Genomic DNA, 12377 nt, shown 5'->3' on the forward strand with positions numbered 1-12377 from the left:
AGGACAACGGGCGCCATATCTCGACAGTTGCGGGGTTGTCTGCTAGGGATCACAAAACCGCTCGAAACCCCGCAGGAATGGGCCCGAAAGGCATTTTGTGACAGAAAAAATAACCCGCGTTCCAACACCCCATAAATTTGACCCTCAAGGCAGGAACACCACTCGACATCCGGGTGCAACCGTGCGTAGCGTTTCGGGTGATGTTGAGGGCGGTTTAGGCTAGAATGCACGGCCTCAAAGCACACCCCTTCCCGAGGCTGTCCCGAAGATGTTGATCCTGCGCGGCGCTCCTGCCCTTTCTGCCTTTCGCCACAGCAAACTCCTTGAGCAACTGAGCCAGAAGGTTCCGGCTGTCAGTGGCTTGTATGCTGAATTCGCTCACTTCGCCGAAGTCACCGGCGTCCTGACCGGCGACGAACAGCAGGTGCTTGCGCGCCTTCTGAAGTACGGTCCAAGCGTTCCGGTTCAAGAGCCGACCGGTCGTCTGTTCCTGGTATTGCCGCGTTTCGGCACCATCTCGCCATGGTCGAGCAAGGCCAGCGACATCGCCCGCAACTGCGGCCTGAGCAAGATCCAGCGCCTGGAGCGCGGCATCGCGTTCTACGTGGCCGGTCAGTTCAGCGAAACCGAAGCGCAGCAGATTGCAGACGTACTGCATGACCGCATGACTCAGATCGTTCTGGCCAACCTCGAGCAGGCTGCCGGTCTGTTCAGCCACGCCGAACCGAAGCCGCTGACCGCCATCGACATCCTCGGCGGCGGTCGCGCCGCACTGGAAAAAGCCAACGTCGAACTGGGCCTGGCTCTGGCCGAAGACGAGATCGATTATCTGGTCAACGCCTTCAACGGTCTCAAGCGCAACCCCCATGACATCGAACTGATGATGTTCGCCCAGGCCAACTCCGAGCACTGCCGCCACAAGATCTTCAACGCCAGTTGGGATATTGACGGCGAGAGCCAGGAAAAAAGCCTGTTCGGCATGATCAAGAACACCTATCAGATGCACAGCGAAGGCGTGCTGTCCGCTTACAAGGACAACGCTTCGGTGATCGTCGGCAACGTCGCCGGCCGCTTCTTCCCGGATCCGGAAACCCGCCAGTACGGCGCGGTGCAGGAGCCGGTGCACATCCTGATGAAGGTCGAAACCCACAACCACCCGACCGCGATCGCTCCGTTCCCGGGCGCGTCCACCGGTTCCGGTGGCGAGATCCGCGACGAAGGTGCAACCGGTCGTGGCGCCAAGCCGAAGGCCGGCCTGACCGGTTTCACCGTGTCGAACCTGCAGATCCCGGGCTTCGAACAGCCGTGGGAAGTGCCGTACGGCAAGCCCGAGCGCATCGTCAACGCGCTGGACATCATGATCGAAGGCCCGCTGGGCGGCGCCGCGTTCAACAACGAATTCGGTCGTCCGGCCCTGACCGGCTACTTCCGTACCTTCGAACAGTCGATCACCACCCCGCACGGTGATGAAGTTCGCGGTTACCACAAGCCGATCATGCTGGCTGGCGGCATGGGCAATATCCGTGAAGAGCACGTCAAGAAAGGCGAGATCGTCGTCGGCTCCAAGCTGATCGTCCTCGGCGGCCCGGCGATGCTGATCGGTCTGGGCGGCGGCGCTGCCTCCTCCATGGCCACCGGCACCAGCTCGGCGGATCTGGACTTCGCTTCCGTTCAGCGTGAAAACCCTGAAATGGAACGTCGCTGCCAGGAAGTCATCGACCGTTGCTGGCAGCTTGGCGACAAGAACCCGATCAGCTTCATCCACGACGTGGGTGCGGGCGGTCTGTCCAATGCCTTCCCGGAACTGGTCAACGACGGCGACCGCGGTGGCCGTTTCGAACTGCGCAACATTCCAAACGACGAGCCGGGCATGGCCCCGCACGAAATCTGGTCCAACGAATCCCAGGAACGTTACGTTCTGGCGGTCGGTCCGGCCGACTTCGAGCGCTTCAAGGCGATCTGCGAACGTGAGCGTTGCCCGTTTGCCGTTGTCGGCGAAGCCACCGCCGAGCCGCAACTGACCGTGACCGACAGCCACTTCGGCAACAACCCGGTGGACATGCCACTGGAAGTGTTGCTGGGCAAGGCGCCGCGCATGCACCGTTCGGTGGTTCGCGAAGCCGAGCTGGGCGATGACTTCGATCCGTCGAACCTCGACATCGGCGAAAGCATCGAGCGCGTCCTGCACCACCCGGCCGTAGCGAGCAAAAGCTTCCTGATCACCATCGGCGACCGCACCATCACCGGCCTTGTGGCCCGTGACCAGATGGTCGGCCCATGGCAGGTTCCGGTGGCCGACGTTGCCGTCACCGCCACCAGCTTCGACGTCTACACCGGTGAAGCGATGGCGATGGGCGAGCGCACTCCGCTGGCGCTGCTGGACGCTCCGGCGTCGGGCCGCATGGCCATCGGCGAAACCATCACCAACATTGCCGCTTCGCGCATCAACAAGCTCTCCGACATCAAACTGTCGGCGAACTGGATGTCCGCTGCCGGCCACCCGGGCGAAGACGCGCGTCTGTACGACACCGTGAAAGCGGTCGGCATGGAACTGTGCCCTGAGCTGGGCATCACCATTCCGGTCGGCAAGGACTCGATGTCCATGGCCACCCGCTGGAACGACAACGGCGAAGACAAGACCGTCACCTCGCCGATGTCCCTGATCGTGACCGGTTTCGCGCCAGTGGCTGACATCCGTCAGACCCTGACTCCGGAACTGCGCATGGACAAGGGCACCACCGACCTGATCCTGATCGACCTCGGTCGCGGCCAGAACCGTATGGGTGCCTCGATCCTGGCGCAGGTTCACGGCAAGCTCGGCAAGCAGGCGCCGGACGTCGACGACGCCGAAGACCTGAAAGCCTTCTTCGCAGTGATCCAGGGCCTCAACGCCGACGGCCACCTGCTGGCCTACCACGACCGTTCCGACGGCGGTCTGCTGACCTCCGTGGTGGAAATGGCTTTCGCCGGCCACTGCGGTCTGAGCCTGAACCTGGACAGCGTTGCCGAAAGCTCCGCTGAAATCGCCGCCATCCTGTTCAACGAAGAACTGGGTGCCGTGATCCAGGTTCGCCAGGACGCCACCCCGGACATCCTCGCCCAATTCAGCGCTGCCGGTCTGGGCGACTGCGTTTCGGTGATCGGTCAGCCGATCAATAACGGCCAGATCAACATCACCTTCAACGGTGACACCGTGTTCGAAGGCCAGCGTCGTCTGCTGCAACGTCAGTGGGCCGAGACCAGCTACCAGATCCAGCGTCTGCGCGACAACGCCGACTGCGCCGAGCAAGAGTTCGATGCGCTGCTGGAAGAAGATAACCCGGGCCTGAGCGTCAAGCTGAGCTACGACGTCAACCAGGACATCGCCGCGCCTTACATCAAGAAAGGCATCCGCCCACAGGTTGCCGTACTGCGTGAGCAGGGCGTCAACGGTCAGGTGGAAATGGCGGCTGCGTTCGACCGCGCCGGTTTCAATGCGATCGACGTGCACATGAGCGACATTCTGGCCGGCCGTGTCGACCTGAACGAGTTCAAAGGTCTGGTGGCCTGCGGTGGTTTCTCCTACGGCGACGTTCTCGGCGCCGGTGAAGGCTGGGCCAAATCCGCGCTGTTCAACAGCCGTGCCCGCGATGCGTTCCAGGGCTTCTTCGAGCGTAACGACAGCTTCACCCTTGGCGTGTGCAACGGTTGCCAGATGATGTCCAACCTGCACGAGCTGATCCCGGGCAGCGAATTCTGGCCGCACTTTGTGCGCAACCGCTCCGAGCAGTTCGAAGCGCGCGTGGCGATGGTTCAGGTTCAGGAGTCGAACTCGATCTTCCTGCAGGGCATGGCCGGTTCGCGCATGCCGATCGCCATCGCTCACGGTGAAGGCCATGCCGAATTCGAAAGCGAAGAGGCACTGCTCGAAGCCGATCTGTCGGGTTGCGTGGCGATGCGTTTCGTCGACAACCACGGCAAGGTCACCGAAGCCTACCCGGCCAACCCGAACGGCTCGCCGCGCGGGATCACCGGCCTCACCAGCCGTGATGGCCGTGTGACGATCATGATGCCGCACCCGGAGCGTGTGTTCCGTGCCGTGCAGAACTCGTGGCGTTCGGAAGACTGGAACGAAGACGCTCCTTGGATGCGTATGTTCCGTAATGCTCGTGTGTGGGTGAACTAAGCGCTGTGTACAAGCTCGCTTTTTTTGTTCCTGACAGTCATGTCGAGGTGGTCAAGGATGCTGTGTTCGCTGCCGGTGGTGGGCGGATCGGTGATTATGACCACTGTGCTTGGCAGGTGCTTGGATCTGGTCAGTTTCGGCCTTTGGACGGGAGTCAGCCGTTCATTGGTGAGGCGGGGCGGGTTGAGCGGGTCGAGGAGTGGAAGGTTGAGCTTGTTGTTGGCGATGAGTTGATTCGCTCGGTAGTGGCGGCTCTTAAGTTGAGCCATCCCTACGAGACGCCGGCTTATGAAGTGTGGCGGCTGGAGGATTTTTGATTTTCCTTGGCTGCTGAAATGGAAAACCCGCTGAGAGTGATTTCAGCGGGTTTTTTGTTGTTTGGGTTTTGGGGTTTGGGTTGGGTGAATATCCGTTTCTTTGGGTGCGGCGGCTTATGGTTCCGCCCTTACGGCGGGTCACTTTGGCAAACGCCCCAAAGTAACCAAAGGTCTGGGCCCCGGCGTTCGGCCCCTCGCTGGGGCTCGGGGTTCCTTCGCTCCGGGATTCATCCGGGGGCATCGCCTNCGGTTTGCTTCGCTGCACCTCCTCTCGATGCATGCGGCTTCGCCGCACGGTCGCTGCGCTCCCACCCCCGGATAAATCCCTCCACTCAGCCTTCCGATGGGGCCGGCACGTCAAAAGCCTTTCTCGAGCTAACGCTCATCGTGTTGAGTGGTGGGGAGCGAAAGCAGGAGCAGGAGCAGGAGCAAGGAGCAGAAGAAGGGGAGGAAGCAAAGGAAGTAAAGGAGGCAAAGGAAGCAGAGGAAGCACAATTCGAGTTGCATGCATTTTATAACCCGAGTTCACCTCGGTATGTCACGTCGGCGTACCTCTCCCAAACAACGCGGTCAGTCCCCTCTCCCTTCGGGAGAGGGTTAGGGTGAGGGGAATTCTGCGACCGTACAAAAATGCATCGAATCACCCCCCACTCATCGATTCAGAGGTCGCCCTAAACCTTGGCACTGACCTCACTTCGATTGACCAACCCCTCCAGCGCCGTACTCAAACTCTGCGCCCGATCCCCCACCAGCAAGTGCCACACGCCATCTTCCAGCGCGCTCACACCCAGACATCCAAGCTCTTTCAAGCGGCTTTCCGAAAGCGCCTTGCCATCGGCCAGTTGCAGGCGGATCCGGCTCATGGCGATGCAGTCGAGTTGCAGCACGTTGTCGCTGCCGCCCAGAGCGGTCAGCCATTGCTGGGCCTGGGGTGTGGAGACTGCGACGGGTTCGCTGGTTTCGACAACAGCGACAGGGGCAGCCACCACGGCTCGGCCCAACGCGGGCATCGCCAGGCGAATCTCATCGGCAATGCTGTCGGCCATCGGCCCAACAACCACCTGCAAACTTCCACCCTTGCCCGGACGCACAACAGCCATCGCGCCCAGCGCTTTCAAATCAGCATCCGACGCTTTGTTGCGATCGACCATTTCCAGTCGCAGCCGCGTGGTGCATGCGCCGACGGTGAGCAGATTTTCGGCACCTCCCAAGGCTTTTATATACGCAGCGGCGCGCTCGTTTTCTGTCAGCACGGATTTCTCGGCAGCGGCCACGTCTTCACGTCCTGGGGTTTTCAGGTTGAAACGACGGATACAGAAGTCGAACACCGCGTAATAGATGACCGCATAAACCACTCCCACCGGCACCACCAGCCAGCCGTTGGTCGAGCGTCCCCAACCCAGCACCATGTCGATGAAACCGCCGGAGAAGGTGAAGCCCAAGTGGATGTTCAATGCGTTGGTGATTGCCATCGACAACCCGGTCAGCAGCGCATGCAGCAGAAACAGCAGCGGTGCGAGGAACATGAAGGCGAATTCGATCGGTTCGGTGACGCCGGTGAGGAACGCGGTCAGGGCCATCGACAGGAAGATCCCGCCCATGACTTTGCGCCGCTTCGGCAGGGCGTTGCGGTACATCGCCAGGCAGGCGGCGGGGAGGCCGAAGATCATGACCGGGAACATACCGGTCATGAACTGGCCGCCTTTCGGGTCGCCGGCGAAGTAGCGGGACAGGTCACCGGTGACCAGCGCGCCGGTGGTTGGATCGGTGAAGTTGCCGAACACGAACCACGCCATGTTGTTGAGGATGTGGTGCAGGCCGGTGACGATCAGCAGGCGGTTGAACACGCCGAAGACGAACGCGCCAAAGCTGCCGCTTTCCATCAGCAGGGTGCCGAAGCTGTTGATGCCGTGCTGGATCGGCGGCCAGATGTAGCCGAACAGCACGCCCAGGCCGACCGCGCTGAAGCCGGTGACGATGGGGACGAAACGCCGGCCGCCGAAGAATGCCAGGTACTCCGGCAGCTTGATGTCCTTGAAGCGGTTGTACAGCGCGCCGGCCATCAGGCCGCTGACGATCCCGGCGAGCATGCCCATGTTGATGCTCGCATCGAGCACCTTGAGGGTGGAAATCATCACCAGGTAACCGATCACCCCGGCGAGGCCGGCGGTGCCGTTGTTGTCCCGGGCGAAGCCGACCGCGATGCCGATGGCGAAGATCATTGCCAGGTTGGCGAAGATCACCTGGCCGGCGTCGTGGATGATCGCGATGTTCAGCAGGTCAGTGTCGCCCAGGCGCAGCAGCAGGCCGGCGATCGGCAGGATCGCGATCGGCAGCATCAGCGCGCGGCCGAGGCGTTGCAGGCCTTCGATGAAGAGTTGGTACATGGCGTTTGTCCTTGTTGTTTTTGTTAGCGCAGAGGCCAATGTTGATGACAGGCATGACGCACCGCGGCGGCGCTGCTCAGCTTGAGCAAGTCCCGGGCGAGGCGTTGGCATTCGGCTTCGTGCAGCTGGCGCACGCGGTCCTTGATTTCGCCGATCTGTACCGGGCTCACCGACAGTTCGCTCACGCCCAGGCCGATCAACACCGGCGTCGCCAGCGGATCGGAAGCCAAGGCGCCGCACACGCCGACCCAGCGTTTATGCACCGCCGCGCCTTCGCAGGTCATGGCGATCAGGCGCAGCAGCGCCGGGTGCAAGGCATCGACCCGTGCGGCGAGGCCGGCGTGGTCGCGGTCCATGGCCAGGGTGTATTGCGACAGGTCGTTGGTGCCGATGGACAGAAAGTCGGCGTGTTCGGCCAGTTGCTCGGCCTGCAATGCGGCGGCCGGGACTTCGATCATCACGCCGATTTCCGGACGTTGATTGATGCCCAGTTCCAGACACAGCGCATCGACCCGCTGGCGGATGTGCAGCAGTTCGTCGACCTCGGTGACCATCGGCAGCAGGATCCGGCAGCGCTGCAGCGGGCTGACCTGCAGCAGTGCGCGCAGTTGCTGGTCGAGGATTTCCGGGCGGGCCTGGGCCAGGCGAATGCCGCGCAGGCCGAGCACCGGGTTGGCTTCGGCCGGCAGCGGCAGGTAGTCGAGTTGCTTGTCGCCGCCGACGTCGATGGTGCGGATGATCACCGACTTGTCGCCCATGGCATCGATCACCGCTTGATAGGCGGTGCGCTGTTCTTCGACGTCCGGCGCGGTGTGGCGATCGACGAACAGGAACTCGGTGCGCAACAGGCCGACGCCGTCGGCGCCGTTGGCAAACGCATCCGCCGCTTCGTGGCTGGAGGCGACGTTGGCGACCACTTCGATGGATACGCCGTTGCGGGTTTCGGCCGGCAGATGGGCCTGGGCTTGCTGGGCGTCGCGCCGTTGTTGGCGGTCGATTTGCGCCTGGCGGACTTCGGCCAGACGTTCGGCATTCGGCGTCAGTTCGAGGCGACCGCCGTCGGCGTCGAGGACCACCGATTGGCCTTGCGTCTGATCGAGCAGCGCCGAGCCCAGTGCGACCATGCACGGCAGGCCTTTGCCCCGGGCCAGAATTGCCACGTGGGAAGTTGCGCCACCTTCTGCCATGCACAAGCCGGCGACGCCTTGCGCGCTCAGTTGCAGCAGGTCCGACGGCGTCAGTTCGTGGGCGGCGACGATGGCGCCGGCCGGCACGTCGTAATGCCAGGCTTCGCCGAGCAGCGCGCGCAGCACCCGTTGCTTGAGGTCGCGCAGATCGTTGGCGCGTTCGGCCAGCAGCGGGCTGCCGGTGTTTTGCAAAACCTCGCATTGCGCATCGATGGACTGGCTCCAGGCGTGGGTCGCTGCGGTGCCGGTTTCAATCGATTGTTGGGCGGCGTCGAGCAGGGCCGGGTCTTCCAGCAAGGCCAGATGCGCGGCGAAGATGGCTTCTTCGTCGGCATTGCGGTGTTTTTTCGCCTGGGCGAGGGTGCCGTCGATTTCGCTGCGGACCTGATTCAGCGCGGTGTCGAGAATCTGCAATTGGTGCTCGGGCTGATGATTGCCGGTGTCGGCCGGCAGGCTGATCGCGTTCAAACGAAACAGCGGCCCGCCCACCAGTCCCGGTGCGGCGCAAACACCGTGCAACACACCAGCTTCGGCGGGGCGATTGCGTGGGGTGGCGGCAACCGGTGCGGCGGCGTGATGATCCTCCGACAGGGCGGTGGCCAGTGCGGTGAGCAAGGCTTGCAACGCAGCCTGTGCGTCCGGGCCCTGGCAACTGACCTGCACTTCGTCCTGCTCGCCAATCGCCAGGCCCATCAAACCGATGAGGCTGTTGCACGGCGCCGACTTGCCGGCGAAATGCAGCTGCGAATGGCTTTTGAAACCTTGCGCGGTCTGGCGGATCAACGCCGCCGGGCGTGCATGCAGACCGCCGCGATGGGCGACCTGCACGTGACCGTGAACTTCCGGGCCGCCGAGTTCTTCTGTGTTCGCCGCTGCGCTGTGACGAGCGACGATGTGCAGCAGCGGTTCACCCACTTTCACCGTTTTCAGGGTGATGGGGCGCGCCTGGAAATCCTGGCTGTTGGTCAGGATCAGCAGGCTGACCAGGCTTTTGCACTGGCGGCCGACCTTGTCCAGGTCATAGCGCAGCAGCGGCTGGCCATTGCTGACCCGCGCGCCTTCCTTGACCAGCATCGAGAAGCCTTCGCCCTGCAACTCCACCGTGTCCAGACCAAGGTGCAGCAACAGCTCGGCGCCGTTGTCGGCGCGCACGGTCAGTGCATGGCCGGTGCGGGCGACGTGGATCACCACCCCGGCGCAGGGCGAATACAGGGTGTCGTTCAGCGGATCAATGGCAATGCCGTCGCCCATCGCGCCGCTGGCGAACACCGCGTCCGGGACTTTGGCGAGCGTGAGCACCGGGCCGCTGAGCGGGGCGCTTAAAGTCAGCTCTTTATTGTTGTTGTGCATGGCTCGGTCTCATCAGGAAAACGTTCGGTTCGGACTCAGTGCGTACGGGTGACTTTGCTCAGGTGTCGCGGCTGATCCGGGTCCATGCCACGGGCCACGGCCAGACCGGCTGCCATCACGTAGAAACTCTGGATCGCCAGGATCGGATCGAGGGCCGGGTGCTCGGCACGGCTCAGGGTCAGGTCGCGCTCGCTGACGTCATCCGGTGCGGCCAGCAACACGCGGGCGCCGCGCTGACGCATCTCGGCTGCCAGGCTCAGCAGACCGGCCTGTTCGGCGCCGCGCGGGGCGAATACCAGTAGCGGGTAATGTTCGTCGATCAGGGCCATCGGGCCGTGACGGACTTCGGCGCTGCTGAAGGCTTCGGCCTGGATCGCCGAGGTTTCCTTGAATTTCAGCGCGGCTTCCTGGGCGATGGCAAAACCCGCGCCACGGCCGATCACCATCAACCGCTCGCAATCGCGCAGGGCGTCGATGGCCAGGCTCCAGTCCTGTTGCGCAGCTTCGCGCAGGCCTTCGGGCAGGGCGTTGTGCGCTTCCAGCAATTCGCTGTCTTCTTTCCAATGAGCGATCAGACGGGCGCTGGCGCTGAGGGTGGCGATGAAACTCTTGGTCGCGGCGACGCTGCTTTCGGTGCCGGCCAGCAATGGCAGGCTGAATTCGCACGCAGCCTCCAGCGGCGAATCGGCGGCGTTGACCATCGACACGCTCAAGGCGCCGCGCTTGCGCAGCAGGCGCAGACTGTTGACCAGATCCGGGCTCTGGCCCGACTGGGAAAACGCGAACGCAACCTGACCGCTGACCTTCAACGGCGCCTGTTGCATGGTCACCACCGACATCGGCAGCGACGCCACCGGTACGCCGAGTTGCTGCATGGTCAGGTAGGCGAAGTAGCTCGCGGCATGGTCGGAGCTGCCACGGGCAACGGTCATCGCCACTTGCGGCGGCTGACGGCGCAGGCGTCCGGCGATCTCGATCATTTGCGGGTCGAGCTGTTGCAGTTGGGCTTGCACGGCCTCGAACGAGGACCGCGCCTCCTCAAGCATTTTTGAAGTCAATGTCTTCTCCTTCGACCATGACGGCGGTCAGTGTGAGTGAGCGATCCAGCCGCACGCAGTCGGCCCAGGCGCCAGGTGCAAGGCGCCCGCGTTCGGTGATGCCGAGGTAGTCGGCGGGAAATTGCGAAAGACGTTGCGAGGCCTCGGCGATCGGCAGGCCGATCTTCACCAGATTGCGCAGGGCCTGATCCATGGTCAGGGTGCTGCCGGCCAGGGTGCCGTCGGGCAGGCGCACGCCGCCCAGGCATTTGGTGACGGTGTGGCTGCCGAGCTTGTACTCGCCATCGGGCATGCCGGCGGCGGCGGTGGAATCGGTGACGCAGTACAGGCACGGAATCGAGCGCAGGGCCACGCGGATCGCGCCGGGGTGCACGTGCAGCAAGTCCGGAATCAGTTCGGCGAATTTGGCGTGGGCCAGTGCTGCACCGACGATGCCCGGCTCGCGGTGATGCAGCGGGCTCATGGCGTTGTACAAGTGGGTGAAACTGGTGGCGCCGGCTTCGAGGGCGGCGACGCCTTCCTCGTAACTGCCGAGTGTGTGGCCGATCTGCATGCGGATGCCACGGCTGCTCAACTCACGGATCAAACCGTCATGGCCGGCGATTTCCGGCGCGATGGTGATTACCCGGATCGGCGCCAGTGCCAGATAGTCTTCGACTTCGGCCATCAACGCGGTGTGGGCGAAGTTCGGCTGGGCGCCGAGCTTGCCGGGATTGATGTACGGGCCTTCGAGGTGCACGCCGAGCACTCGGGCGGCGCCTTTCGGACGCTGTTCGCAGAACTCGCCGACCTCCTTGAGCACGCTGGCAATCTCGGCACTCGGCGCGGTCATGGTGGTGGCCAGCAGCGAGGTGGTGCCGAAGCGCACGTGGGTCTTGGTGATGGTTTCGAAAGCGCTGGCGCCTTCCATGATGTCCTTGCCGCCACCGCCGTGGACGTGCAGGTCGATGAAACCCGGCAGCAGATAAGGCAGGTCATTGGTCGCCGGATCGCAAGGCACGCCTTCGATCGACACGACTCTGCCGTGTTCGTGGATCAGCCGGCCGCGAATCCAGCCGTCAGCGGTGAGGATGTTGTCTTCAGACATTTCGCTTCTCTCGTTTGGCCTGGCTGCTGATCAGCGGCGAAGCTCTGCAACAAAGTCGTAGTAGTCGTTGCGGCAATAGGTGTCGGTGACTTCGATCGGCGTGTTGTCTTCCAGGTAGCCGACCCGGGTCATCAGCAGCATCGCGGTGCCGGGGGCGATGCCGACGAGTGCGGCGAACTCGTCCGAGGCGTTGATCGCCTGGATGTGCTGCAAGGCGCGCACGATCGGTTTGCCGATGCTGTCGAGGTGTTCGTAGAGGGAATCGCCCACCACCTGTGGCTTGGGCATGATCGAGGCGGGCAGGGTGCTCATCTCGATGGCCATCACGGTGTCGTCGGCTTTGCGCAGGCGTTTCATGCGCGCGACCTTGTCGTTCGGCGACAGGCCGAGGCGGATCAGTTCTTCGTGGGTGGGCAGGGTGATTTCCCGCTCGAGCCATTGCGAGCTGGGCACGAAGCCCTTGAGGCGCAGCATTTCGCTGAAACCCGACAGACGCGACAGCGGTTGTTCGAGGCGTGGAGTGATGAAGGTGCCGGAACCTTGCAGGCGGCGGATCAGACCTTGATCGAGCAGGACTTCCAGCGCCTTGCGGGCGGTGACCCGGGAAATCCCCAGCATTTCGCTGAGATTGCGCTCCGACGGCATCGCCTGTTCGGCTTTCCACTGGCCGGCATGGATCGCCGCTTCCAGGTTGCGCGCCAGTTGCAGGTACAGCGGCGTCGGCTGGGAGTCGTCAGGGCGCAGGGCGTGGAGGTCGTTCATGCAAGGCACTTCCGGAGCTGATATTGGTTTGTTGTCGCTCGCTGTTTCGGCGAAAACTAATACC

7 protein-coding genes are annotated in these 12377 nt (G+C 63.1%); 2 read left to right on the forward strand and 5 right to left on the reverse strand.

Features of this window, described 5'->3' with window-relative positions; translation table 11 throughout:
* The first annotated feature begins 268 nt into the window (after positions 1 to 268).
* Both purL and GQX66_RS16430 read left to right on the forward strand, forming a co-directional pair.
* On the forward strand, positions 269 to 4165 hold the full coding sequence (gene purL / locus GQX66_RS16425; RefSeq protein ID WP_064382426.1) for a phosphoribosylformylglycinamidine synthase: 3897 nt from the start codon (positions 269 to 271) through the stop codon (positions 4163 to 4165).
* Between the two features lie 5 nt (positions 4166 to 4170).
* Positions 4171 to 4482, forward strand: a complete 312-nt coding sequence (locus GQX66_RS16430; protein WP_240870051.1) for a YqfO family protein — start codon at positions 4171 to 4173, stop codon at positions 4480 to 4482.
* Positions 4483 to 5153: 671 nt separating this feature from the next.
* Here the strand turns inward: GQX66_RS16430 and nagE are convergent.
* The 5 genes from nagE to GQX66_RS16455 are packed head-to-tail and all read right to left on the reverse strand — an operon-like array spanning position 5154 to position 12313.
* On the reverse strand, positions 5154 to 6869 hold the full coding sequence (gene nagE, locus GQX66_RS16435) for an N-acetylglucosamine-specific PTS transporter subunit IIBC (protein WP_240870053.1): 1716 nt from the start codon (positions 6867 to 6869) through the stop codon (positions 5154 to 5156).
* Positions 6870 to 6892: 23 nt separating this feature from the next.
* Positions 6893 to 9406: a phosphoenolpyruvate--protein phosphotransferase gene (gene ptsP / locus GQX66_RS16440; RefSeq protein WP_240870055.1), complete on the reverse strand. Its 2514-nt coding sequence runs from the start codon at positions 9404 to 9406 to the stop codon at positions 6893 to 6895.
* Between the two features lie 35 nt (positions 9407 to 9441).
* Positions 9442 to 10452: an SIS domain-containing protein gene (locus GQX66_RS16445; RefSeq protein ID WP_240870086.1), complete on the reverse strand. Its 1011-nt coding sequence runs from the start codon at positions 10450 to 10452 to the stop codon at positions 9442 to 9444.
* Positions 10445 to 11551, reverse strand: coding sequence for an N-acetylglucosamine-6-phosphate deacetylase (gene nagA / locus GQX66_RS16450; protein ID WP_115076654.1), 1107 nt, complete (start codon positions 11549 to 11551; stop codon positions 10445 to 10447). The genes GQX66_RS16445 and nagA overlap by 8 nt, the downstream gene beginning before the upstream one ends.
* A gap of 30 nt (positions 11552 to 11581) precedes the next feature.
* Positions 11582 to 12313, reverse strand: coding sequence for a GntR family transcriptional regulator (locus tag GQX66_RS16455; protein WP_007954613.1), 732 nt, complete (start codon positions 12311 to 12313; stop codon positions 11582 to 11584).
* Positions 12314 to 12377 lie beyond the last annotated feature (64 nt).

It is taken from the genome of Pseudomonas sp. B707 (assembly GCF_022496685.1).
In the GTDB taxonomy this organism is placed as follows: domain Bacteria; phylum Pseudomonadota; class Gammaproteobacteria; order Pseudomonadales; family Pseudomonadaceae; genus Aquipseudomonas; species Aquipseudomonas paraglycinae.